The organism is Mammaliicoccus sp. I-M35 (genome assembly GCF_022386455.1).
GTDB lineage: Bacteria > Bacillota > Bacilli > Staphylococcales > Staphylococcaceae > Mammaliicoccus > Mammaliicoccus sciuri_A.
In genome coordinates this window covers 1-24,499 of record NZ_JAJNIL010000013.1, presented here as the reverse complement: position 1 = coordinate 24,499, position 24,499 = coordinate 1, and the positions used below count along the sequence as shown (strand labels likewise).

The 24,499-nt window shown below is 31.1% G+C and carries 24 protein-coding genes; 18 read left to right on the top strand and 6 right to left on the bottom strand.

Annotated features, from left to right (window positions below; genetic code table 11):
* The first annotated feature begins 11 nt into the window (after window positions 1-11).
* The 10 genes from LQ679_RS12985 to LQ679_RS12940 all read left to right on the top strand — a co-directional run bounded on the left by LQ679_RS12985 (window position 12) and on the right by LQ679_RS12940 (window position 11,600).
* Window positions 12-986, top strand: coding sequence for a FecCD family ABC transporter permease (locus tag LQ679_RS12985; protein ID WP_204173430.1), 975 nt, complete (start codon window positions 12-14; stop codon window positions 984-986).
* Window positions 967-1,752 (top strand): ABC transporter ATP-binding protein, encoded by a 786-nt coding sequence (locus tag LQ679_RS12980; RefSeq protein ID WP_239763195.1) that lies wholly within the window; start codon window positions 967-969, stop codon window positions 1,750-1,752. The genes LQ679_RS12985 and LQ679_RS12980 overlap by 20 nt, the downstream gene beginning before the upstream one ends.
* Window positions 1,736-2,455 carry a class B sortase gene (gene srtB / locus LQ679_RS12975; RefSeq protein WP_239763193.1) on the top strand — a complete coding sequence of 240 codons (720 nt, stop codon included), beginning with the start codon at window positions 1,736-1,738 and terminating at the stop codon, window positions 2,453-2,455. Before LQ679_RS12980 ends, srtB begins: the two co-directional genes overlap by 17 nt.
* A gap of 20 nt (window positions 2,456-2,475) precedes the next feature.
* A complete protein-coding gene (locus LQ679_RS12970) occupies window positions 2,476-2,826 on the top strand; it encodes an antibiotic biosynthesis monooxygenase (protein WP_126477304.1) in 351 nt (116 codons plus the stop codon).
* Between the two features lie 236 nt (window positions 2,827-3,062).
* A complete protein-coding gene (locus LQ679_RS12965; protein WP_239763191.1) occupies window positions 3,063-6,149 on the top strand; it encodes a sigma factor-like helix-turn-helix DNA-binding protein in 3,087 nt (1,028 codons plus the stop codon).
* A gap of 1 nt (window position 6,150) precedes the next feature.
* Window positions 6,151-8,214, top strand: a complete 2,064-nt coding sequence (locus tag LQ679_RS12960; RefSeq protein WP_239763189.1) for a DEAD/DEAH box helicase family protein — start codon at window positions 6,151-6,153, stop codon at window positions 8,212-8,214.
* Window positions 8,198-8,389: a hypothetical protein gene (locus LQ679_RS12955; protein ID WP_107566179.1), complete on the top strand. Its 192-nt coding sequence runs from the start codon at window positions 8,198-8,200 to the stop codon at window positions 8,387-8,389. The genes LQ679_RS12960 and LQ679_RS12955 overlap by 17 nt, the downstream gene beginning before the upstream one ends.
* Window positions 8,376-10,424 (top strand): AAA family ATPase, encoded by a 2,049-nt coding sequence (locus tag LQ679_RS12950; RefSeq protein ID WP_239763187.1) that lies wholly within the window; start codon window positions 8,376-8,378, stop codon window positions 10,422-10,424. The genes LQ679_RS12955 and LQ679_RS12950 overlap by 14 nt, the downstream gene beginning before the upstream one ends.
* Window positions 10,425-10,889, top strand: coding sequence for a hypothetical protein (locus LQ679_RS12945; RefSeq protein ID WP_204258734.1), 465 nt, complete (start codon window positions 10,425-10,427; stop codon window positions 10,887-10,889).
* Between the two features lie 375 nt (window positions 10,890-11,264).
* Window positions 11,265-11,600, top strand: a complete 336-nt coding sequence (locus LQ679_RS12940) for a hypothetical protein (protein ID WP_037589869.1) — start codon at window positions 11,265-11,267, stop codon at window positions 11,598-11,600.
* 434 nt (window positions 11,601-12,034) lie between these two features.
* On the opposite strand, the gene LQ679_RS12935 is transcribed toward LQ679_RS12940, so the two are convergent.
* The 4 genes from LQ679_RS12935 to LQ679_RS12920 form a co-directional block, all read right to left on the bottom strand.
* On the bottom strand, window positions 12,035-12,418 hold the full coding sequence (locus LQ679_RS12935; RefSeq protein ID WP_239763185.1) for a DUF3021 domain-containing protein: 384 nt from the start codon (window positions 12,416-12,418) through the stop codon (window positions 12,035-12,037).
* A 13-nt stretch (window positions 12,419-12,431) separates the two neighbouring features.
* On the bottom strand, window positions 12,432-12,887 hold the full coding sequence (locus tag LQ679_RS12930) for a LytTR family DNA-binding domain-containing protein (protein ID WP_051575455.1): 456 nt from the start codon (window positions 12,885-12,887) through the stop codon (window positions 12,432-12,434).
* Between the two features lie 158 nt (window positions 12,888-13,045).
* Window positions 13,046-13,600, bottom strand: a complete 555-nt coding sequence (locus tag LQ679_RS12925) for a DUF4256 domain-containing protein (protein ID WP_196307954.1) — start codon at window positions 13,598-13,600, stop codon at window positions 13,046-13,048.
* A gap of 60 nt (window positions 13,601-13,660) precedes the next feature.
* The gene (locus LQ679_RS12920) at window positions 13,661-14,014 is read right to left on the bottom strand and encodes a winged helix-turn-helix transcriptional regulator (RefSeq protein ID WP_037589866.1); all 354 of its coding nucleotides are present in this window, start codon (window positions 14,012-14,014) and stop codon (window positions 13,661-13,663) included.
* A gap of 112 nt (window positions 14,015-14,126) precedes the next feature.
* Here LQ679_RS12920 and hxlA point away from each other — a divergent pair, with 112 nt between their 5' ends.
* On the top strand, window positions 14,127-14,759 hold the full coding sequence (hxlA, locus tag LQ679_RS12915) for a 3-hexulose-6-phosphate synthase (protein ID WP_107576628.1): 633 nt from the start codon (window positions 14,127-14,129) through the stop codon (window positions 14,757-14,759).
* A gap of 1 nt (window position 14,760) precedes the next feature.
* Entirely contained in the window at window positions 14,761-15,300 is a 540-nt protein-coding gene (gene hxlB, locus LQ679_RS12910) for a 6-phospho-3-hexuloisomerase (protein WP_239763180.1), read from the top strand.
* 1,115 nt (window positions 15,301-16,415) lie between these two features.
* Here hxlB and LQ679_RS12905 read toward each other — a convergent pair.
* Together LQ679_RS12905 and LQ679_RS12900 are read right to left on the bottom strand one after the other, a co-directional pair.
* Window positions 16,416-17,099, bottom strand: coding sequence for an LrgB family protein (locus LQ679_RS12905; RefSeq protein ID WP_058611381.1), 684 nt, complete (start codon window positions 17,097-17,099; stop codon window positions 16,416-16,418).
* Window positions 17,096-17,482 carry a CidA/LrgA family protein gene (locus LQ679_RS12900; protein ID WP_239748897.1) on the bottom strand — a complete coding sequence of 129 codons (387 nt, stop codon included), beginning with the start codon at window positions 17,480-17,482 and terminating at the stop codon, window positions 17,096-17,098. Before LQ679_RS12900 ends, LQ679_RS12905 begins: the two co-directional genes overlap by 4 nt.
* A gap of 154 nt (window positions 17,483-17,636) precedes the next feature.
* Here LQ679_RS12900 and LQ679_RS12895 point away from each other — a divergent pair, with 154 nt between their 5' ends.
* From LQ679_RS12895 to pruA, 6 genes are all read left to right on the top strand, one after another.
* A complete protein-coding gene (locus LQ679_RS12895) occupies window positions 17,637-18,323 on the top strand; it encodes a 2,3-diphosphoglycerate-dependent phosphoglycerate mutase (RefSeq protein ID WP_049320582.1) in 687 nt (228 codons plus the stop codon).
* 205 nt (window positions 18,324-18,528) lie between these two features.
* Window positions 18,529-18,729, top strand: coding sequence for a cold-shock protein (locus LQ679_RS12890; RefSeq protein ID WP_025905033.1), 201 nt, complete (start codon window positions 18,529-18,531; stop codon window positions 18,727-18,729).
* Window positions 18,730-18,881: 152 nt separating this feature from the next.
* Window positions 18,882-19,394, top strand: a complete 513-nt coding sequence (locus tag LQ679_RS12885; protein WP_126476388.1) for a thioredoxin domain-containing protein — start codon at window positions 18,882-18,884, stop codon at window positions 19,392-19,394.
* Window positions 19,395-19,743: 349 nt separating this feature from the next.
* Window positions 19,744-21,072 (top strand): amino acid permease, encoded by a 1,329-nt coding sequence (locus LQ679_RS12880; RefSeq protein WP_275589941.1) that lies wholly within the window; start codon window positions 19,744-19,746, stop codon window positions 21,070-21,072.
* The gene (gene mmuM, locus LQ679_RS12875) at window positions 21,056-21,958 is read left to right on the top strand and encodes a homocysteine S-methyltransferase (RefSeq protein ID WP_239763177.1); all 903 of its coding nucleotides are present in this window, start codon (window positions 21,056-21,058) and stop codon (window positions 21,956-21,958) included. Before LQ679_RS12880 ends, mmuM begins: the two co-directional genes overlap by 17 nt.
* 229 nt (window positions 21,959-22,187) lie before the next feature.
* Window positions 22,188-23,738 carry an L-glutamate gamma-semialdehyde dehydrogenase gene (gene pruA / locus LQ679_RS12870; protein ID WP_037589857.1) on the top strand — a complete coding sequence of 517 codons (1,551 nt, stop codon included), beginning with the start codon at window positions 22,188-22,190 and terminating at the stop codon, window positions 23,736-23,738.
* Window positions 23,739-24,499 lie beyond the last annotated feature (761 nt).

Sequence of the window (24,499 nt, the reverse complement as noted above, 5' to 3'; positions counted from 1 at the left end):
GAGGTTAAAACATGAAAAAATATTCGCGACTCACGTTCTGGATCATGTTATGTATGCTTGTCGTAACAATTTATATATCGCTTGTAAGTGGTAAGTTACCTTTAAGTATAGAACAAATCATCACGAAACTCACAACAGGTACTGAACCTCAAGTAGATGCAGTTATTGATTTACGCATGCCAAGAATATTCATCGCGTTATTTGTTGGAGCTGCTCTGAGTGTATCAGGGGCTTTGCTACAAGCGGTATTACAAAATCCTCTAGCTGAAGCGAATATTATTGGTGTGACATCTGGTGCACTTGTTGCACGAGGTGTCATACTTATATTTTTACCTACCTTGTATTTCTATTTACCGATATTCGTCTTTATTGGTGGGGTTATACCGTTTCTTATATTATTCCTTTTAGTATCTCGTTATCACATAACACCGATTAGACTCATATTAGTAGGTGTTGCGATATATGCCATGTTAAATGGTGTAATAGAGCTTTTATCTATGAGTCCTGTTATGCAGTTACCGACAGGGTTAACGATGAAAGTATGGCAAGATGTTTATATAATCGCCGTCACTTCAACAATAGGGATTATATTCGCACTCATGTTAGTAAACAAAGTGAACTTGTTATCATTCGAAGATAAACAAGCGCATAATATTGGTTTTAATATTACGAAATACCGCCTCATCGTCGGTTTAGTTGCTGTATTTTTAGCAAGTAGCGCAACAGCTATCGTAGGTCAGTTAGCATTTGTAGGCTTAATCGTGCCACACATTATAAGACGTATCGTTGGAACGAATTATAAAAAAGTCATACCTTATTCCATTATATTTGGTGCATGGCTCGTATTATTAGCAGACACAGCAGGTCGAACAATAGCGCCACCTTTAGAGATACCAGCGAGTACGATAACAACTGTAGTAGGTGGACCATTCTTGATTTACCTTATTTGTAAAGGAGCGTATGTCCATGCGAACAGAGAACGTTAGTTTCAAATATCAGCGAAAGCATATTTTTAAATCGTTAAACATACAACTCAAAAAGCACGCCATTACAACTATCATCGGACCTAATGGATCAGGTAAATCAACATTGTTACAAATATTATCACGTAATTTAGAACCGAGTGAAGGTATTGTTTACTTAGATAATCAAGCTATTTCATCATTAAATAGAAAGACGTTAGCAAGGCAGTTAGCAACCGTACATCAAACTAACCGTGCGCCAGAAGATTTTACAGTAAAAGAAGTCGTACAATGTGGAAGATATAGTTACCAATCCATATTGAAGAAAGATATCAAACAAGAAGAAGTCATTCAGCATGTGTTACATCAACTAGAACTAGAAGACTTTCAAGATAAAGCCATTAGTGAATTGTCAGGCGGAGAATTACAACGTGTGTATATCGCGATGTCACTTGCGCAAGAACCACAATATATGTTGCTAGATGAACCAACGACTTACTTAGATTTAAACTATCAATATCAAGTGTTGGACATTATCCGATCACTGAAAGAGAACTTTAATATCACCATTATTATGGTGTTACATGACATTAACCAAGCGATAGAATATAGCGATGAAATCGTATGTATACATAACAATCAAGTCATCCAAGGACCTCCAGAAGAAGTCGTAACAGAATCCTTTATTTCACGCGTATATAATATCGATGCGAAAATCATCCATGACCCAGAATGTGGCATGTTGATTTGTAAGAGAAAGGGTAGGACGCCTCATGAAAATCATCATTAAAATCATTCAAATAGCATTAGTCGCTGTCATCATATGGTCTGGATATGTCATGTTTCACAATAAGCAAGAAGTTAAAGAAGCGGAAGAACGCTACATTCATTTACAACAAAATTATACACAAATGACAAACACCAATACCGTGCGACCACAATTCAAACAACTCAGTAATATCAACAAAGATATCATAGGATGGATACATCTAGAAGGCACATCATTGAACTATCCAATACTACAATCGAAAGACAACAAAGACTACTTAAAGAAAGACTTTGAACAACAAGAAAGTAGAAAAGGTAGTATCTTTATGGATTATCGTAATACACCAAAGCACGATAAAATGAATACCGTCATATATGGACATCACGTAGGAGATAACACCATGTTTGACGTCGTAGAAAAATATTTAGATCAATCATTTTATAATCAACATAAGACGATTCAGTACGACACACAATACGGTAAATATCAATTAGAAGTCATTAGCGCCTATGAAACAACAACAAAAGATAATTACATACAAACAGACTTTAAAGACAAAGCAACATATGAACAATTTCTAGAACAAACATTAAAAAAATCACAAATCTCAACAACAACAGAAATTAATAAAGACGATAAGATCGTCACACTCTCAACATGTGAAGACCCATATTCACTCACATCAGGACGAATCGTCGTCGTAGCCAAACTCGTAAAAGTATAAATTAGAAAAGAGGAAATAACATGTTTATGGCAGAAAATAAATTACAACTCTATAAAGGAACAGCAGACGAAACAATAGAAAGATTCTATATGAGACAAGGTATCGAAACAATCGAAGGATTCAAGAAAATGTATGTAACAAAAACAAACAACCTCGAAGAATACGACGAAGTAAAAATACTTACAATCTGGGAATCAGAACAAAGCTTCAAAAACTGGTTAAAATCAGACGTATTCAAAGAAGCACATAAGAACGTACGACATAACAGAGAAGATAGCGAAAGTCCTATATTAGAAAACACAGTCACAACATATACAATCGGTTATCACTTTGATAATGAGGTAGAAGCGGAAGTTATAAACCCAGCATGACATTGAAGTCATGTTGGGTTTTTTGTGGGGGATAAGGATAAATTAAAAATATAACACAGTAAAAATAAAGTATTAATAAGCAAAAAAAATTATAAGTCTAATAAAATAAAGAAATATATTTAATATGAAATTATTAACGTAATATTTCAAAACATTTTCTTGTAAATGTAGTATAATTGTATAAAATGTAGATAAAGATTATTTTAATTTATTTATATAGATCTAAGGAGGATTAAATGTCTCAGATTGTCGATATACCTCATTATACAGATTTAAAGAAAGTAGAAACGCACAGCCAACTTATGAAAAAATATTATTGTGATGATTTGATCGTTAACTTAAGAAAATTATACATAGATGATCAACGTGATTTTAATTTGTTTTTGAAAGAGCTTTATATTAGGGGAATCAGTTTTAAAGGGGAATGGAATACTAATTTATTTCATAAAATTGAATATAATTTATATCCATATATATATGTTGAAGACGATAAGAAAAGGTTTGAATCGCTATCGTTGAATATGTTCTCATTATCTAATCTTATTTCGGACCATAATATTAATTCAGATCTTTTTTTTAACTATATGCCGTTAGAAGGCTTTTATAAATATATTCCCAAAGAAAAAAGAGAATATTTTAAAAGAGAGCTTTTAAGTAGTGGATTTGAGTTAGTGTATAGTTCAAATATAAAATCCAAGAAAAAGGTTTTAACCTATGTAAATGGATTTGGATATGATATGGATAAATTAATTTTTGGAGATGAGTTCGATCACTTTAAAAATTTTTGTAAATATCAAAAAAACAAAAATTATAGATCATTTAAGATGCTCATAGAAGATTATAAGAAAAGAGAGAAAGTAAGTAAGACTTATATAAAAAAGCTATATGAATACTTTGAACTAAATAACATGATAAAACCAGGCGGACAAGACTATCGTGATATTTTCAATAATGAGCTTAGATATACTTTAGAAGAAAATAATATTAATTATGCTGATTTTATAAATATTTACTTTAGTGAAGAAAACTTACAAAAAGATGAACCATATAAATATGGATTAAATTTGATTGAACGTTTAAGTAATAATAGTAAAGATAATAATGTTAATAATGTTAATTTGGATAATTACTATAAAAAAATGAATGAAAGCTTGACAAATTTAAAAAATCATATGAATTATAAGTTGATAAGTCACTATAGAATTAATGAATTTGTAAAAATAACTAAAATTTCTAATCTTTTTCGTGATGATAAAAGGTATATATATGAACTTGGTAATCAGTTAGAGGATTATACATTGATAGAAATAATTATAGATTATATAGAAAAAGTCTTTAAAGTTTCAGAAATAAAAACTTTTATTGACCAATCTTTAAATGATAATCAGAAAAAAGTTATAAGTGGTAGAGCGCGTGGGGAAACGTTAGGTGAAATAGGAATTAACATTGGAGTAACTAGAGAAAGAGTTAGACAAATTCAAGAAAAAGTACGAAAGAATATCATCTCTAACGGAATACACAATACAATTGAAACTTTATTATTATTATTATTCACAAAGAATAATCAAGTACATATAGATGAATTGGAAAATGTTTTAAATATAAAAGAATCTAATTATTTAATAAAGCTAATATTAGAGAAAAGTGAAAAATTTATTATTATAGATGAACTAGATATTATTTTATTAAAGACGCATTACAGTAGAATAAAAGATTATGTGAGTTCAAAACTGAATGATGACACACTCGTTATTAAAATAAATGAAATTCCATTTATTGATAAAACTGAGTTCGAAATACTTAAATTTATATTTAATGAATTTAACTATATCTTTGCAGAAGATAAATTTGTGCAGAATAGTATAAGTATTGTTAGAGCGATTGAATATGTTTTTGATAATAACAGAAATGAAATTATTACTAATAACGAAGATGGATTTATTAAAGTAAAAAATTTAATAAAGTCCATGTTAGGAATGGAGATAACTTCTAATCAAAGGAGTTTATTTAGTAGGGTAGCAAGTGCAGAAAATGTAATTTTAGTGGATAGAAACACTTATAAGTATGATGATTTTAGTGAAGTAGATAAGCAGTTTATTAGTCAACTTAAAGAGATTATCGATGAAGGATTAACTAATTATCCATACGTTGATCCAAGAGATATTTTTAATAATAATCATACATTAATGATTGATAATAAGGTTAATTCATATACACATCTTTATTCTATTATTAAGAACTTTTATGAAGATGAATATAAAATTGGTTATCAAAATACATTATATATTTATGAAAAAGACGCAAAGTCACTATCTTCCGAAGAAATTTTAATGAAATATATAGAAAGAAATAGCCCAGCGAATGTAAAAACTTTATTAAATGATTTGAAATGGAGTAATACAAAATTAGAGCAATTAATTGCGAGGATGAATGATATTCTTATTAATGGATTTAATGATGTCGTATCAATCAAAGGAATTGAAGATGAACCATTTTTTGAAGAAGTCATCGATTTAATTAAAAATGAATTTAACAAAGAATATATCTATACAGTAGATCTATTTATGGATATGTCATTAGATGATAAATATAAACCTTTACTTGAGAAATATCATATAGATAATTTATATGGTTTTTCACAGTTTATAAAGTCTAAATTAGACAATATCAGAGGTCAAAAACAATTTTTATATGATAAAGATAGTAAAATTAGAAAAATCGAAGATGTAATTACGAATGAATTACCAAATTTATTCTCAAATAAAGAATTAGAAGAGTGTATCGTTTACAAAGGATATTCAAGGCAAAAATATTATCAGACTAGAGATAATCTAATAGAAGACAATAAAATAGCACCATACGATAATGATCTATTTTTAAATCTGAAAGATACTGTATTTGATGAAGATATTTTACAAGAGGTTAAGAAAAAAGCAGATAAACTTCTCCAAGATAAGATATATCTTAATAAAAACGATTTAGAACAAATTGATATAAACTATGAAGAATTAAATCGATTAACACCTAATTTAATTGCATACCTTCTTGAAATTAATGGTTATTCACTAATCGAAGCATATCAAGGTTCAAAATACGAGTTGCCTATTGTGTCGAAAGAATTTAAAACATATGAAGATGTTATCTATTACGAGCTTGAAAATAATTATAGAGATGCTTATGAAAGTAATGTGTTTTTAAATTATTTAAAAAGCAAATTACTAGTTAATATAAAAGCTGATAGATTATATTACGTTATTTTAAATTTAGGTAGATTAAATTTTGATGACATTGGTTATTTTACCTTTGAAAGAGGAGAAGTTTAATATGTTAAATAATTTAGACTTTAAATTACAATATAGGTCGAGTGATAGTAATATATATGAAGATTTTTATTATCCTTGTTTAAAAAATTCAGTTTCATATGATCGTGCATCAGGTTATTTTACGAGTGAAAGCTTTAAATTATTAGCTAGAGGATTAGAAGTATTTTTAGAAAATGGAGGGAAAATACGAATAGTTGCTAATCCTAAATTATCGGAAGATGATATAGAAGCTATTGAAAAAGGCCATATAGCAAAAGAAGAAATAATTGAAGAGAATTTATTAAAAGAAATTAAATTAGGTTATAAAACAATTGAAGACGATACATTAAATGTTATTTCGTGGTTAATATTTAAAGAGCAATTAGAATTTAAGATAGCTTTTACTAAAGGAAATGCTATTTATCATGAAAAATTTGGTGTATTTACAGATGAAACTGGTTATTCGATAGCCTTTTCTGGATCTGCTAATGAAACATATTATGGTTTACGTGAAAATTTTGAAAAAATTGATGTATACTCTGACATCAGAGATATACATAGAATTGAAAATTCAAAAAGTGACTTTGATAATCTATGGCATAACAGAACAAGAGAATTAGAAGTTATGGATATGCCTGATTCAATTAATAGAGAGTTAATTTCCTATAGAAAAGATATTGAAAAATATAATTTATATACATCGAAGAGTGAGAAACAAAAAACTGATAAAGTTGAAGAAAGAGACTATCAGAAAATAGCAATAAATAATTGGATTAATAATCAGAATATTGGAATTTTAGAAATGGCAACAGGCACCGGAAAAACAATAACAAGTTTATTAGCCGCAAAAAGGTTTAAAAAGAGCCAACAACGCGCTCTCATAATAATTATTGTTCCATTTCAACATCTCATAGAACAATGGTCAAAAGATGTTGAAAGTATTTTAGATGTAGATGTTTTAAAATGTATGAATTCTAAACAAACATGGTTTAATAAAGCTAAAAAAATTGTACAAGAATATAATCTAGGTTTAGTTGATGAACAAGTTTTTTTAACGACTTATAAAACTGCATCATCAGTTGGTTTTAAAAATATATTCAACCGCATGATAGGACCATCTTTATTGATATGTGATGAATGTCATTCTTTAACATATAACGGATATAGAGATTTTCCTTTCGATAAATTTAATGGAAGATTAGGTTTGTCGGCAACTCCGGATAGATGGTGGGATGAAGAAGGTACATTTTTTATAAAAAAATCAGTTGGTGATGTTGTATATCAATATGATCTTGATCAAGCAATTGAAAATGATAAACTCACACCTTATGAATATTATCCTCATATCGTTAATTTTAGTGAAAAAGAAATGTCGGAGTACAACAAAATTAGTATGCAAATATTTAACTTATTAAAAAAGGATTCCGATGAGGAACGAGAAAAATTAGAGAGACTTTATTCTAAACGTGCAAACTTAATTTATAAAGCAGAAAATAAAATTCCTCAGTTTATACAAGATATTAAAGAAGAGGATTTACCTAATTTAAAGCATACACTTGTATATTGTGCTCGTGGAGAAATAGATATTATAGTAAAAAAATTATATGAATTAGGGTTAAAAGTTAGTAAATTTAATGCTGAAATAAAAAATAAAGAACGAGAAAAATTACTAAAAATGTTTGATGAAGGACAGATTCAAGTATTAGTAGCTATTAGATGTTTAGATGAGGGTGTTGATATACCAGCAACTAGAAATGCATACTTTTTAGCTAGTACTTCGAATCCAAAAGAATTTATTCAAAGAAGAGGTAGAATTCTAAGAAAGCATGCTGGTAAAAGGTATGCAAAATTACATGATTATATTGTTCTTCCATTAGGCTTACCTTTTGATGACTTTAATAAAATTGCTTCTAAAGAATTACCTAGATTTACTGAATTTAGTAACAGTGCATTAAATTATAGTAAAACAAAACTTTATATGGGGAATATTTTGAATGACTATAATTTGTCGCATTTAATGTATAAAAAACCTTGGGAAGTCTATAAAGAAATGAAGGAGATGTTTGAAAATGGCAACATTAAATAATGAATTGAGCAAGCATTTAGCAGAATTAGACAAAGAGTATGAAGATTTATTAAGACCATTCTTAGAGGATTTAGCAAATTCTGATACAGTTTCAGAAGAAAAATCAGCAATTAATAGGTTTGAAAACAATATAAATAAATATGTTAAAGGGGAACATAAAGATGAAGTTAATTAGATTAGAACTTAATAATTTTAGACAATATTATGGTAAACAAACTGTTGATTTCGCTTATGAAGGTACTCGTAATACAACAATTTTATTTGGGGAAAATGGTAAAGGTAAGACTGGTATATATAGAGCAATTATGTTTGTACTATTTGGGTCTATTAAAATTTCACAAGATACTGGTAATGATAAGATCCATTTAACTAACTTTAAATATTTAAATGAGAATAGCTCAGGGACTGGTGAAGCAACAGTTAATTTAAGGTTTGAACATGAAAATATTGTATACGAAATAAGCAGAAAAATTAGTGCATTTAAACAATCACCATCAATTATAACAGAACGAGAAAAATCAGTATCATTAACGCAAATAGATCCAGAAACAGGAAATGTTATGCCTGATTATTTAAAAGATAGACAAGAGATAAGTTTGAAAATCAATAAAATTATGAATGAAAAAATTAAAGACTTCTTTCTCTTTGATGCAGAAAAAATTGATACATTAGCTAAATCTGATAACAAGGTAAGGTCAGAAGTAAAAAATGCTATATTTAATCTCTTACAAATAGACAAAATAAACTTTGCTAAAAAGGTATTAAAAGATGAAAGTAAGATATTAAACTATAAATTAACCAGTTCTTCTTCTGATGGTAATGTGACAGTTTTGTCTAAAAAAATTAATGATATAGATTTAGAAATCGAAGAACTAAACCAAACTAATAATAAAATTAGTGAAGAAATATCTTCAATTGATGAGTCAATTGCAAATCATAATATAACACTAGATAAAAATAAAAATATTATAGAAAAAAGAGATAGAATTGAAGATAAAAAATCGGTTGTATTAACTCTAAATCAACAGCTTGAAAGTTTGAAATCACAGTTGTTTAATTTGTCATTTTCTAGTATGCCTTATTTACTAGCAGGAGATATTTTTAAAACTAACAAGTTATTTTTAGAGAATTTTTTAGGAGATAGAAAAATTAGTATTCCTAGAGAAATACTTGAAAAATCCATTACAGATAATGAATGTATAATTTGTGCAAATAACTTAAGTGATAATCATACTGCTCGAGATCATATTGAAATATTAATACAAGAACAGAATAATTCAGAAACGTATGAAGTTGCTAGAAGATTATTAAGCTTAATCGAAGATAAAGAGCCACAATTCGAAGATGATACAAAAGAATTGGAGAGTCTAATCAAGAAATATAAAGAAACAATTGAAAAAATTGATAAAGCAAATATTCAAATTAAAGATTTAGAAAAAGATATTGCTGAACAAGCAAGAAATACTGTAGATTTATCAACTATTCAAACAATGATAGATCAAGATAATAATAAGAAAATTGATATGACAGTCCAATTAGAAAAAAATAAAGATAAACTTAATAACTTAGAAATGGAATTGAAGGAAATAAAAGATCAGTACCAAGAACTTATTGATAAAGAAAGTAAATATACAATTGAAAAACAAAAATTAAAATTAATGTATAAACTCGAAGAAGAACTGAAAAAGATATCTGATACTTTTAGTAATGATGTACGTTCCTTAATTGGTACTTATACTACGGAAATCTTTAAAACTTTAATAGATCCTAAAGATATAAATATTATTGATAAAGTTACAATAGATAAAAACTTTGAAATTGGTGCTATTAATAGAAATGAATATAAGATTACTCAAGATATATCACAAGGCCAGAGACAAATTTTAGCATTATCATTTATTACTGCCTTAGCTAAGAATGCAGCAAGAGAAAATTCTGGTGAAAAAATAGATTATCCATTATTCATGGATTCGCCATTTAACAGACTTAGTGGTATGAACAGAGATAATTTAATTGAGAAGATTCCAGATTTAACAGGACAATGGATATTATTAGTCACAGATACAGAATTAACACCAAGTGAAGAGAGAGTATTTAAGCGTACAAATAGACTAGGAAGTTGGTACAGAATTAATCAAATTGATGTACATCATTCTGAAATTGAATATGTTTCAATTGATGAAAGAATGGCTACAAGAGGAGGATACTAGATGGGGATTTTAAGAGATAATCAATTACTGTTTTATGCTGATGAAAAGTATTCAAGCGTGTACGAAACTTTTGCTAAATTAAAACAAGAAAAGAAATTTGAAACTAAGCATTTATTTATTTTAGCAGCATCAATTGGATTCAAAAATGCTTCAAGAGTAAAGCTTGATAAGAAAGGTAAAGAAACTCGAAGTACATATTTAACGCCAATGGAAGAAAATTTATTATTAAATCTAGCATTTACTGATCCGGAATTATCAAACGAGTTAGAATCACTTATAGATGATGATAATAAAGGTAAAATAAAAACAATTATAGAAGAGTATTCAAATGGTGGCATGAAACTTATTGTTGAAGAATCACTTTATGAAAATTGGGATGGGTATGAATTAAATCAAAAATATGAGGATTATTATTATGATCTGAATAAGTTTATATTGTCTCAATTAAAGATGGTACCATTTTAAATTTATTCTAACTTCCAGACACGACTTTTTACGTCGTGTCTTTTTTTGTCGATTTTTTGCAGATTTTTTTGTTTTTCTTTCACTTTTTTTGAGAAAAATTTAATTTTTATATTACATTTTTTGAAGTTTAAAGTGTCTTAAATATTACTATTACTTAAATTATGTCTAATAAATTTTTTTTGAAAATTTTACGATTTTGAACTACTTATTTTGAGACATTTTTAAAATTTATGGCTTATAAAACGTTGATTTAACGGCGTTTCATTGTATTTTAAAGAATTTGTATAAAAAAAGAATAGAAAATTGTTGACATTAAATGAGTCCTGAATATAATAAGAGTATAACCTATAACAACCCCAAGGAAAGGAGGTTAAGATGTGCAATATCATTAAATTTGAATTTTACGACATTCAAGGTTTTATTACTGAAGGTAAGATTGGTATGCATAGAGTGGAGGAACTGGCGATTCCGAAAGATATAAGTTTGGATGATATTTTGGATGATTTGGACGAGAGATATGGAGAGTCTCTTACTGATCAGACTGAATTTTTCAATTCAATTTTTATATTTGCATGCGTGAGGCTGGAGGAAGACCAAAAGCACTTTAAGGTTCTCAAACGAAGTTCTGCTTTGTTTGGTGAGACGATTGATACGATAAATGAAATTTGTTTATATTTGAATCGTCACTTTGAAGATGCGATTGGCACATAGATTATACATTTTGTTTAAAGCATTACACATATTTGTTCATAGCACAGTTTATTAATTGATTATAATTGTAGTTAAGCTTAATTTTAATGTGATATTGTACGTTTTCTCTTTTTGAAAGGGTTATTATAGGTTATAAAGAATTTTAGAGGGATTTAAATGATTCAAAGAATGTTTTGGGGAGTTTTAGGTTTATAAATTTTTCATGGCGCTAAAATTATACTTTATAAGATTTTAAGCACTAAATAAGAGAAGTTTTCATAATCAATGGGGAAATCGATTATGAGTTTAGAAGATATGAATAGATAATATATTTTAGTATTGATTACACGCTTTGTGTGATAAGGAATTTATATCGTGTGAATTTCAGATATTTCAGTAAAACATGTAAAAACGGAAAATAAGGCCCTTAAGGTGAGAACCTTAAGGGTCTTTGTTTACATTTTTTTAAGTTTTGTATTTATTTTTTTGCTTTGTTGAATATTAAGATACATAAATATAAACCAGATAACGAGGAATATCAATGCGAAGGTTGTGAGTCCGCCAATGAGTGGTGCTGGTTGTAATGGTATCCAGTTATTAATTGTTGAAACGATAAAGAACATAATGATACTACCGCCTAAATGAATGATGAGTTTGAATAAGAGTGGTATTTGATCGATTTCATAAACTATTGGTAGAAATCCACAAATTGCACCGAATATATAAACGCTGAATACTGCTTGGAAGTCAATTGTTACTTCAAATATTGCGATAAATATGAGCATAATGCTGCTTCCTATACCGATACCTTGTAGAATAGATTTAAAGATTTTGTTCATAATTTTCTCCTCCTTATATACCTAATATTTCAGTTAAATTTTTAACATACCTTCTTGAAATGGTTACTTTTTTATTATTGGATAAAGTTGCATATAAATTCCCTGAGAATGACGGTGATACTTTGGTGATATGTTCTATGTTGACGATGGACGATTTACTAATTTGTACGAACTTTTGCTTAGGCAAAGTTTGCTGTAAGGCAGTGAGTGACATTCGAGTTGTGAGTGTTTCACTGAGTGTTATAATGTTCAGTTGTTTATCAAAAACTTCTGCAAAAATGATATCTTCTTTTAAAATAAGTGACGTTCCTTGTGATGTCTTAATACCTATTTTATGGTTGGATGTTTCAAATTGTTGAATATACGTTAATAGGTTATGACCAAGTTCTTGTTCAAAGGTTCTGATTGAAATATCCGTCGTCGTTTGTGAAGTGTCGATGTTTAGTTGAACGTTGAATGGCTCTGTCATAGCATAACCTCCTTTGGTTATATAGTATGTTGTATCACATTATTTGTCAGTAGTTATGTCATAACCGGTTGAATATACGGTGTAAGTGGTTAGGTAATGATTGTACAGAAAAAGCTTCCTGAACTTGTCTTCTTGAGACAAATTGAGGAAGCTTTATTTTATATTTTTAACATGCTTCGGAAACCTCTTGCGCCATAATAAGAATCAGCGCCATTATGGTACGTGAATACTGTGTCATAACGTAAATCACAGAATAATGCACCGCCAAGGTCTCTAATTTTTGCAGGTGTTTCAATCCAACTAGATGTTTTCTTATCAAATTCACCGAGTGTTTGTAAATGTCTATATTGTTCTTCATTAAGTAATGTAACCTTCATTTCATGAACCATGTCCATTACGCTTGTTTCTGGTTTATGTTTCTTTCTAGATTCTAATGCTGCTCTATCGTAGCAAACACTTCTACGGCCTTTAGGACTTTCTTTCGAACAGTCTACGAATATATAAGCATCGTCTTCTAATCCTATTACATCAGGCTCTCCTTCAGTTTGTTCCATTTGATTAAGGGACCATAATTTTTCTGGATGTTTATTTAGTCGCTGTTCTACATCTGACCATTCTATATTTTTATGACGTTCTGGAAATTTTTCGAATCGCTTTTGTAAAGTTGTAAGCAGTTCAGCTTGTTCTTCTTGTGAAAGTTTTTGAGTTGTCATAAAATACCCCTTTTTTATTTTATTGTAGCAAACTATGAAGCGATTAAAAGCAATATGTGATTAGGCTTTATCTTTTGTATTTAAAAAGTCTAAAAATTCGTCTCCCCAGTCACAAATGCCATTAACAACAGGTTCTAAATCTTTGCCTATTTGTGTCAAACTATATTCAACTTTAGGTGGTACGACCGGATATACAGTACGGTTTACGATATGATCGTCTTCAAGTTCTCTCAACTGTCTAATAAGCATACGCTGATTAATATCTGGTAGTTTCTTTTCTAATTCGTTGAGTCTAAGAGGTGACGCTTGTAATAAATGCCAGATGATTGGTATTTTCCAACGTCCTCCAATAACAGATAATGCTAAGTCTTTAGAATTATAATATTCCGTTTCTTTATAGTTAATTAATACCATGATACAACCCCATTTCTTCACTAAGTGACATATTTGTCAGTATTGCATAATTTTATACATTGTATCACAATTATTAGTGTAAAGTAATATAGATAAAGGAGATATGATTAATATGAAATTACAATTAGCAATTGATTTATTAAATAAAGAAGAAGCAGCTCAATTAGCACAACAAGTTGAGGAATATGTAGATATAGTAGAAATCGGTACACCTATCGTTATTAATGAAGGATTAGGTGCAGTAGAAAAATTAAGTCAATCTGTTAAAGATGTTCAAGTATTAGCTGACTTAAAAATTATGGATGCTGCTAGTTATGAAGTAAGCCAAGCTGTTAAATTTGGTGCAGATATTGTAACAATTTTAGGTGTAGCAGAAGATGCTTCTATTAAAGGTGCAGTTGAAGAAGCACATAAACATGGTAAAGAATTATTAGTAGATATGATCGCAGTTCAAGATTTAGAAAAACGTGCGAAAGAATTAGACGCATTAGGTGCAGACTATATCGCTGTGCATACTGGTTATGACTTACAAGCTGAAGGTGTATCACCATTAGAAAGCTTACGTACAGTTAAATCAGTTATCAAAAATTCAAAAGTAGCAGTAGCAGGTGGTATTACACCAGAAACAATTCAATCTGTTGCTGATGAAAATCCAGATTTAATTATTGTTGGTGGAGGAATTGCTAACGCAGACGATCCAAAAGCAGCCGCAAAATTATGTAGAGAAATTATTGAAGGTAAATAATATGAGCCGTTATCAATTAATATTGGATGAAATTACGCAAACATTAAATCAAGTAGACTTGAAGGATACTGAGCAATTCGTAAATAGCTTGTTGTCAGAAGATCCAGTGTTTGTAGCAGCTAAAGGACGCTCTGCATTTGTTGCGAACAGTTTTGCTATGAGATTGAACCAATTAGGTAAGAAAAGTTATGTAGTAGGTGAGACAAGTACACCTTCTATTCAAGAAGGAGATAAATTATTGATTGTCTCCGGTTCAGGATCAACAGCTCACTTGAAATTACTCGCACAAACAGCAAAAGATATCGGAGCGAATGTCATATTAATTTCTACAAAAGAACAATCACCAATCGCTGAAATAGCAGATGACGTGATCGTTTTACCAGCAGGTACTAAATATGATGAAAAAGGATCAGACCAACCACTAGGAAGTCTGTTCGAACAAAGCACTCAATTATATTTAGATAGTATCGTAATGGATTTAATGGAACAATTAAACGTAAGTGAAACATATATGCAAAATAAACACGCGAATTTAGAATAATAGAGGAAACCGTCTGAAATATTCAGACGGTTTCTTACTTTTTAGATAGAGATGAGTGTTGTTGGAGGTGTGAACATTGCAAGTGGGGCGTGACTAGCAATGTTGGGAAGCTGAATATTGCAAGTGGAACGTGACTAGCAATGTTGGAGGTGAGAATATTGCAAGTGGAGCGTGACTAGCAATGTTGGAGGTGTGAATATTGCAAGTGGGGTGTGACTAGCAATGTTGGAAGTCTGAACATTGCAAGTGGGGTGCGACTAGCAATGTTCAGGACCTTGTAATTATCAAGATTGGTGAAACAAGATAAATAGGCGCCTCGTATTTATCAAGACTGGCGAAACAAGATAAATAGAAGCTCTGTATTTATCAAGACAGGCCAAACAAGATAAATAGCCGCCTTGTATTTATCAAGACTAGTGAAACAAGATAAATAGGAGCACTGTATTTATCAAGACAGGTGAAACAAGATAAATAGAGGCTCTGTATTTATCAAGACTGGTGAAACAAGATAAATAGCGGCCTCGTATTTATCAAGACAGGTGAAACAAGATAAATAGATGCCTTGTATTTATCAAGACTGGCGAAACAAGATAAATAGGCGCCTTGTATTTATCAAGACTGGTGAAACAAGATAAATAGATGCCTTGTATTTATCAAGACTGGTGAAACAAGATAAATAGATGCCTTGTATTTATCAAGACTGGCGAAACAAGATAAATAGAGGCTCTGTATTTATCAAGACAGGCGAAACAAGATAAATAGAGGCTCTGTATTTATCAAGACTCCCTAAACAAGCAACATAGAGCTCCCGTATGTTGCAAGACTCCCCAAACAAGCAACATAGAAGCTCCGTATATTGCAAGACTGCCCAAACAAGCAACATAGCTCGCCCGTATATTGCAAGACTGCCCAAACAAGCAACATAGCGCCACCGTATGTTGCAAGACTGCCCAAACAAGCAACATAGAGCTCCTGTATGTTGCAAGACATACAAAACAAGCAACATAGCTCGCCCGTATGTTGCAAGACATACAAAACAAGCAACATACAGACCTCATACAGACCTACCAACTCACTCCAGCCTCTATCTTTTTATACTCTTCATCTCTAAATTCTCAATATACTAATATAACAAACAATGGTATCACGACTGAGCTGATTAGGGCTGTTAGAATCATGCCGATTGAACTGAAGGCTGCTGATTCGATATCGGTTTCTAATATTTTGGCTGTTCCAATGGCATGTGATGCATTGCCATAAGTGAGTCCTTTGGCAATGGATGTTTGGAATTTGGCTATTTTGATAAGATATGATCCCAACATACTTCCTATTAATCCTGTACCTATAATGAACAACACGGCCAAGCTATCTATTCCGCCTATTTGTTGTGATACTTGTACACCGACTGCTGCTGTTATAGATCTAGGCAACAGTGATGCGATCATTTCTTTTGAATAACCGAATATATTTAAAATCGTAAACATTAAAATAATATTAATCGTTATCCCAACTAATACACTTGTGATAATGACTTTGAAATGTTGAACAATCATTTTTCTATATAAATATAGTGGATATGCTAAACATACAACTGTGCAATTTAAAAAGTCATAAATCCATTGTCCGCCGACCATATAGTCGTTGTAATTATATCCAAATAACACAAGTACACATATAATCGCAATGGATGAAACGAGTGCAGGGTGTAAGATGGCAATCTTGAATTTTTTCTGTATAAATAATGCAAATATGTACATGACAATTGTTAAAAGAATCATTAAAAGTGCTTTAATCATCATGATTGATCACCACTTTCTTCTATATGATTCTTTTTTAACATTTTCTCAGCTATGTATCCTGAAGAGAGTGCAACAATGCATGTGCTTGCGATGACTAATACAATTAAAAAGATAAACTGTGCGTTTATTTGGTCAACCAAATTCATAGCACCGACGATTGAAGGGATGAAGAAGAAAATCATCGTACTTAATAATAAATTTGCACCATCTTTTATCCATTCTTCTTTTATAATTTTAAATTGTAATAATAAGAAAAGTATCACAAGTCCGATAATACTACCTGCAATAGGTATGTTTAATGTGTCTTGAATCCAACTACCCAGAATGGTAATAAAATAGATCATACATATTTGGAGTATGATTTTTATGAATTTATAAATCATGACAACTCAATCCTTTGAACTTTTTATGATGATATTTATTTATTATAGAACTGATTAGTATATTTTGAAATGCTATCGGACGGTCTTTTTATTTTTAAAAGTTTGCAATTAGTGGTTCAATAGACTTAACAATTAAAAGATTGGAGCGAATCATATGCCAAAATTAATTTTATGTCGACATGGGCAAAGTGAATGGAATGCGAAAAATTTATTTACAGGTTGGGCAGATGTAGAGTTATCAGAGCAAGGGTATAATGAAGCGAGAATCTCAGGTGAAAAATTATTAAAACAAAATATTGAAATAGATGTTGTATATACATCACTTTTAACAAGAGCAATTGAAACCACATATTTATTATTGAAACATTCTCACCAACTTTGGATACCAGTTTACAAAACATGGCGTTTAAATGAACGTCATTATGGTGGACTTCAAGGTAAAAATAAAGATCAAGCACGAGAAGAATATGGTGAAGAACAAGTGCATATTTGGAGACGTTCTTATGATACAAGACCGCCAGAAGCGGATGAAAAGTTACGAGAAGAATACTTGAATGATAGAAGATATGAAATGTTAGATAGAAGAATCATGCCTGTTACAGAAAGTCTTAAAGATACATTGGATAGAGTCATCCCATATTGGATAGATCATATTTCAACAAGTTTATTAAACCATCAAACAACTTTAGTTTCTGCACATGGTAATTCTTTAAGAGCACTGATTAAGTATTTAGAAGATATTCCAGATGATGAAATTTCAAACTTAGAAATCAAAACAGGTGCACCACTAATATATGAATTAGATGAATCGTTAAAAGTGATAGACAAGTATTATTTATAGGTTATAGCGCATGATAAAAGTAAAATAAAAGTTTAATTTAACATAAAGCTTTACTTTCAATCATTTATAGCGTATAGTGAGTAGCAAGTGATATTTCGAGATTAAATTAATTGGTAGTTTTATTCATAGTTAATAAAGTCCATTTAAGTTTGAAGATTGATTATTGCAAATATACGTGCAAAAGCACAATAGGAGGACTTTTATTATGAATAAAGGTACAGTAAAATGGTTTAACGCAGAAAAAGGATACGGATTTATCGAAGGAGAAAATGGTAACGACGTATTCGTACATTTCTCATCTATCCAAACTGAAGGTTACAAATCATTAGACGAAGGTGCTTCAGTTACTTTCGATATCGAAGAAGGACAACGTGGACCTCAAGCAGTTAACGTTATCAAAAACTAATATTTAACCAATTAGTTAAACACTTCATAACTTTGTTATGGAGTGTTTTTTTATATTAAAATAGAATTGATAAACAATTCTGAATATAATCATTCGCTTTATCGACTGTGAAATGGTTAAATAAGTATAACAACATATAGGAGGTAAACGTTATGACAGAAATCCAACATTTAACAGTAGGAAGCAAAGACGCAAACATAACAATTGAGGCATTTATTAATTTTGCATGCCCATATTGTTTAAATTATTTTGCAGCAGCTGACGAAGTTTTAGAACCTTATATTAATGAGAATAAAGTACAATATATCGTTAAGCATTTTGATAAGACGAAACAAAGATTGCTTAAAGGAACTGTTGCGAATATTTATCTGGATTACGATGACCCCGAAGAAACTTTTAAAATAATACGATACCTATATGAAACACAAGACGAATGGACATTGAATTTTGAAACGATAGAAAGAAAAATGGAACATGAATTAGGCTTGTCACCACAAAAAAATGCAGACGACCGATCCTTAGCCATTATGCAAGAAACATTTGAAAGAGGGATTAAAGGCGTACCAACCGTTTTTATAAATGATGAAAAATTTGAATTTAATCCTGTAGAAGATGACAAAGAGACAATACAAGAAAAATTAAGAAATGCATTAGGAAGTATATAATGAAGCGGTGAGAACGCACGAAGACTCCGAGATATCGTGCGCAAAGGTGCGAAAGCAGGGTGTATCGCACGAAGACTCTGAGATATCGTGCGCAAAGGTACAAAATCAAGGTGTATCGCACGAAGACTTCGAGATATCGTGCGCAAAGGTGCGAAATCAGGGTGTATCGCACGAAGATTCCTAACTAAAACCTCTGTATAACAAGGGATAAAAACCATGCTATACAGAGGTTTTTTTATATTTACAGAAAATTATGAGTTGACTGAATTATTCGAAAGATATAAAATTGAAGATATTTTTAATTTTAGAGAGAAGGTATATCGTGTCAAATCAGTCATATAGACGTGATATGAAACAACGTCATATTATGTTATTAAGTTTTGGTGGTGTAATTGGGACGGGGTTATTTTTAAGTTCTGGTTATACGTTGCAACAAGCGGGTCCGTTAGGTACGATGTTATCTTATGTCGTTGGTGCTATTCTCGTGTATCTCGTTATGCTATGTCTCGGACAATTAGCGATTGAACATCCGGTGACAGGTGGATTTCATGTTTATGCTTCAAAATATATACATCCTTCAATAGGGTTTATAGTTGCTTGGTTTTATTGGTTAACATGGACTGTAGCACTTGGTTCGGAATTTACGGCAGTGGGTATTTTAATGCAGAAGTGGCTACCCGATGTACCTGTATACATATTTTCAAGTATTGCGATTATACTTGTCTTAGCTTTTAATATTGTATCTACGAAATTCTACGCTGAAGTTGAATTTTACTTTTCTTTAGTGAAAGTGTTAGCGATTATACTGTTTATTTGTTTAGGCGCTCTCACGTTATTCGGGCTTATTCACTACAGTGGTTATAACGGTCTAGATACAATTAAATCACGATATACGAATCCAACATTCCCGAATGGTTTAGGTGCCGTATTCTTAACGATGTTAGCAGTTAACTATGCATTTAGTGGTACGGAACTGATAGGTATTGCAGCAGGTGAAACGAAAAATCCTAAAAAAGTCATTCCGAAAGCGATTAATGCAACATTATGGCGATTGATCATTTTCTTCATTGGTACGATGGTTATTATTTCTATTCTCATTCCGAGCTATCAAGGGAAATCATTAGAAAGTCCATTTGTTGTCATCTTTCAAAATATGGGTATCCCGTATGCTGGAGATATCATGAATTTAGTTATTATAACCGCATTATTATCAGCAGCCAATTCAGGGTTGTATGCAGCTAGTCGGATGGTTTGGAGTCTTTCAAATGAAGGCATGTTCCCTAAATATTTTAAGAAACTAAACAAACATCATATGCCGATACGCGCGACTATTTTTAGTATGTGTGGAGGTTTACTGGCATTATTCTCAAGTATTTATACTGCAGATACTTTATATATCGTACTTGTTTCTATAGCCGGTTTAGCTGTTGTAATTGTATGGATGAGTATTTGTTTATCTTATTTCAATGCGAAACGTGCAAATAAACATTTGAAAATTCATCAAAGTGTACCAATCATTGGCTTTATCCTTTGTTTAGTGTCATGTGTTGGTATGATTTTTGATCCAAACCAATCACCAGCATTATATTTCGGTATTCCGTTTGCGATTATTGCGATTGTATTTTATTTTGTAAAATATCATAAAAAGGATGGTCAGATCATTGAGACTTCTGAATAAAATTAAACAAGAACGCACTTTAGTATTAGATGGTGGATTAGCCACAACATTAGAAGGTTATGGCTGTGATTTGAATTCGTCATTATGGTCTAGTGAAGTAATCATTCATGAACCTAATAAAGTGAAACAAGCGCATCAAGCATTTACAGATGCAGGTGCTGATATTGTATTAACAAGTACTTATCAAGCAAGCTTTGCTACATTTGAATCGATTGGTATGCAAACGTCAGAAATAGAACATTTATTTGATGTAGCTGTCGAACAAATAAAATCATCTGTAACGGACGAACAAGTTATAGTAGGTAGTTTAGGTCCATATGGCGCATATTTAAGTGATGGTTCAGAATATACTGGAGCATATGAAGTATCCACAGAAGATTATATCGACTTTCATCAAGCACGTATCCAAGCACTAATTGATAGAGGTATATATGATTTTGTATTTGAAACGGTGCCTAATTTTAATGAAATAAAAGCAATCGTTGAACATATCATTCCTCAATATTCAGATGACATGACATTCTGGATATCATGTACCGTTAATGATGAAGGCAATTTATCTGATGGTACTGATTTTAAGACAGTATGCCAATATATTAAAGAGCATGAAGCGCGTCTGCCTGTATTTGGTGTGAACTGTTCAAAGATTGAAAGTGTTGATAAAGCAATTGAAAAAGGATTGACGGCATTACCACAAGTCATTGCTATTTATCCGAATGGTGGTAAGACATTTGATCCAGTAGAGAAAGTTTGGATAGGTCAAGGAGATCATGCATTGCTTGCTCAAAAGTCTAAAGAGTGGATATCGCAAGGTATTCAAATAGTAGGTGGGTGTTGTGAAACAACGCCACAAGATATTCAACACATTCACCAAGCGATTAAATAAAGTGTATAATTTCTCTATTTGAGTAAAGATGAGGCATCTAGTGATGTCTCATATTTTTTGTATGTATGTCACTCTGAAGTACTGATATTACAGGAATTATAAGCTTTTTGAGTAATAATCATTTCTTTATGAAAGCCCTTTACTTGATAATTTTTAAAATACAATAGTAAAATGTTTTATAAGAGGTATTTATCTCTTATTAGGTTTATATTTTTAGGAGGTATGAAGGATGGTAGTAGAATTTCACAATGAACCAGCAACAGATTTTACAAATCAAGAGAATCAACAAGCGTTTAAAGATGCATTAATAAAAGTTAAATCTGAATTTGGGAAAGAAATTCCTCTAGTAATTAATGGTGAGAAGATTTATACAGATGATAAATTTGAATCTGTAGATCCAGCAAACCACCAACAAGTACTAGGTACAATTTCAAAAGCTTCTAAAGAACAAGTTGACCAAGCGATGGAAGCGGCTAAAGAAGCCTATAAGACTTGGAGAAAATGGTCTCATAAAGAAAGAGCCGAATTATTAATTAGAGTTTCTGCAATCATTCGCAGAAGAAAACATGAACTTTCTGCATTAATGGTTTATGAAGCAGGTAAACCATGGAATGAAGCAGATGGAGATACAAATGAAGGTATTGATTTTATTGAATATTATGCGCGTTCTATGATGGAGCTGGCTAATGGTAAGCCAGTCTTTGATAGAGAAGGGGAGCATAACCAATATATTTATAAACCAATGGGTCCTGGTGTTACAATTCCACCTTGGAACTTCCCATTTGCAATTATGACAGGTACAACAGTTGCACCTATTATTGCAGGTAATACAGTATTACTTAAACCAGCAGAAGATACGCCATTAATTGCATATAAATTAATGGAAATTTTAGAAGAAGCAGGTCTTCCAAAAGGCGTTGTAAACTTTGTGCCAGGTGATCCGAAAGAAATCGGTGATTACTTAGTTGATCATAAAGATACGCACTTTGTAACATTTACGGGTTCAAGAGCAACAGGTACACGTATTTTTGAAAGAGCAGCTAAAGTTCAAGAAGGTCAAAACTTCTTAAAACGTGTTATCGCTGAAATGGGCGGTAAAGATGCAATTATTGTAGATGAAAATACAGATACTGATTTAGCAGCTAAAGCAATTGTAGATTCTGCATTTGGCTTTTCTGGTCAAAAATGTTCTGCATGTTCTAGAGCAATCGTGCACAAAGATGTTTATGATGAAGTTCTAGAAAAATCAATTGCATTAACAAAAGAACTTTCAATTAATCATACAGAAGGCGGTTCTGATGTATACATGGGACCTGTCATTAATAAAAAACAATTCGATAAAATTAAAAATTATATCGAAATTGGTAGTAAAGAAGGTAAGTTAGAAGTTGGCGGTAAGACTGACGACAGTAAAGGTTATTTCGTACATCCAACAATTATTTCTGGACTTAAATCAAGTGATCAAATTATGCAAGAAGAAATCTTCGGACCAGTTGTTGGCTTCACTAAAGGCGATAACTTTGAAGAATTATTAGAAATTGCTAATGATACAGATTACGGATTAACAGGAGCAGTCATTACAAATAATCGTGAACATTGGAGACAAGCATGTGAAGATTATGACGTAGGTAACTTATACTTGAACAGAGGTTGTACATCAGCAGTAGTAGGTTATCATCCATTCGGAGGCTTCAAAATGTCAGGAACAGATGCTAAGACAGGAAGCCCAGACTATATGCTAAACTTCTTAGAACAAAAAATCTTATCAGAACAATTCTAGAATAGATAAAGAGAGGGAGCGGGACAGAAATCTAATTTGTATAAAAAGATTTCGTAGTCCCGCCCCGGCAAGGATGACTAGAGTTGAAAAAAGCTTGATACAAGCGCATTTTCAATTCAGTCATCTACTGCCAATATACTAAAACAGGCTGAGACATTACTTTATGTCCCAGCCTGTCTTTCTTTTTGATGAGTAGTTTATGTTGTTAGGGACAGAATTCTGAGAAATGTCCGTAAGAGGGGTTGTTAGGGACAGAATTCTGAGAAATGTCCGTAAGAGAGGTTGTTAGGGACAGTATTCTGAGAAATGTCTCTAAGTGAGTGCTCACCTAATTACTAGAATTCAGAATAATGGAAGTTAGCGCGTTCTAATTACCAGAATTCAGAATAATGGAAGTTACAGCGTTCTAATTACCAGAATTCAGAATAATGGAAGTTACAGCGTTCTAATTACCAGAATTCAGAATAATGGAAGTTAGCGCGTTCTAATTACCAGAATTCAGAATAATGGAAGATACAGCATTCTAATTACCACAATTCGAAATAATGGTAGTTACAGCATTCTAACTACCACAATTCGGAATAATGGAAGTTACAGCATTCTAATTACCAGAATTCGAAATAATGGAAGTTAGCGCGTTCTAACTACCACAATTCAGAATAATGGAAGATACAGCGTTCTAATTACCAGAATTCAGAATAATGGAAGTTACAGCGTTCTAATTACCAGAATTCAGAATAATGGAAGTTAGCGCGTTCTAA

What these genes read in the sequence shown, in the direction of transcription:
- LQ679_RS12890 (WP_025905033.1), top strand. Translation starts at nt 18,529, where the DNA reads ATGAATAAAGGTACAGTAAAATGGTTTAACGCAGAAAAAGGATACGGA.
- LQ679_RS12980 (WP_239763195.1), top strand. Translation starts at nt 967, where the DNA reads ATGCGAACAGAGAACGTTAGTTTCAAATATCAGCGAAAGCATATTTTT.
- LQ679_RS12940 (WP_037589869.1), top strand. Translation starts at nt 11,265, where the DNA reads ATGTGCAATATCATTAAATTTGAATTTTACGACATTCAAGGTTTTATT.
- hxlB (WP_239763180.1), top strand. Translation starts at nt 14,761, where the DNA reads ATGAGCCGTTATCAATTAATATTGGATGAAATTACGCAAACATTAAAT.
- pruA (WP_037589857.1), top strand. Translation starts at nt 22,188, where the DNA reads ATGGTAGTAGAATTTCACAATGAACCAGCAACAGATTTTACAAATCAA.
- LQ679_RS12935 (WP_239763185.1), bottom strand. Translation starts at nt 12,418, where the DNA reads ATGAACAAAATCTTTAAATCTATTCTACAAGGTATCGGTATAGGAAGC.
- LQ679_RS12900 (WP_239748897.1), bottom strand. Translation starts at nt 17,482, where the DNA reads ATGATTTATAAATTCATAAAAATCATACTCCAAATATGTATGATCTAT.
- LQ679_RS12955 (WP_107566179.1), top strand. Translation starts at nt 8,198, where the DNA reads ATGGCAACATTAAATAATGAATTGAGCAAGCATTTAGCAGAATTAGAC.
- LQ679_RS12925 (WP_196307954.1), bottom strand. Translation starts at nt 13,600, where the DNA reads ATGACAACTCAAAAACTTTCACAAGAAGAACAAGCTGAACTGCTTACA.
- LQ679_RS12950 (WP_239763187.1), top strand. Translation starts at nt 8,376, where the DNA reads ATGAAGTTAATTAGATTAGAACTTAATAATTTTAGACAATATTATGGT.
- LQ679_RS12895 (WP_049320582.1), top strand. Translation starts at nt 17,637, where the DNA reads ATGCCAAAATTAATTTTATGTCGACATGGGCAAAGTGAATGGAATGCG.
- LQ679_RS12920 (WP_037589866.1), bottom strand. Translation starts at nt 14,014, where the DNA reads ATGGTATTAATTAACTATAAAGAAACGGAATATTATAATTCTAAAGAC.
- LQ679_RS12905 (WP_058611381.1), bottom strand. Translation starts at nt 17,099, where the DNA reads ATGATGATTAAAGCACTTTTAATGATTCTTTTAACAATTGTCATGTAC.
- LQ679_RS12970 (WP_126477304.1), top strand. Translation starts at nt 2,476, where the DNA reads ATGTTTATGGCAGAAAATAAATTACAACTCTATAAAGGAACAGCAGAC.
- LQ679_RS12880 (WP_275589941.1), top strand. Translation starts at nt 19,744, where the DNA reads ATGAAACAACGTCATATTATGTTATTAAGTTTTGGTGGTGTAATTGGG.
- hxlA (WP_107576628.1), top strand. Translation starts at nt 14,127, where the DNA reads ATGAAATTACAATTAGCAATTGATTTATTAAATAAAGAAGAAGCAGCT.
- LQ679_RS12985 (WP_204173430.1), top strand. Translation starts at nt 12, where the DNA reads ATGAAAAAATATTCGCGACTCACGTTCTGGATCATGTTATGTATGCTT.
- LQ679_RS12965 (WP_239763191.1), top strand. Translation starts at nt 3,063, where the DNA reads ATGTCTCAGATTGTCGATATACCTCATTATACAGATTTAAAGAAAGTA.
- LQ679_RS12885 (WP_126476388.1), top strand. Translation starts at nt 18,882, where the DNA reads ATGACAGAAATCCAACATTTAACAGTAGGAAGCAAAGACGCAAACATA.
- LQ679_RS12945 (WP_204258734.1), top strand. Translation starts at nt 10,425, where the DNA reads ATGGGGATTTTAAGAGATAATCAATTACTGTTTTATGCTGATGAAAAG.
- LQ679_RS12930 (WP_051575455.1), bottom strand. Translation starts at nt 12,887, where the DNA reads ATGACAGAGCCATTCAACGTTCAACTAAACATCGACACTTCACAAACG.
- srtB (WP_239763193.1), top strand. Translation starts at nt 1,736, where the DNA reads ATGAAAATCATCATTAAAATCATTCAAATAGCATTAGTCGCTGTCATC.
- LQ679_RS12960 (WP_239763189.1), top strand. Translation starts at nt 6,151, where the DNA reads ATGTTAAATAATTTAGACTTTAAATTACAATATAGGTCGAGTGATAGT.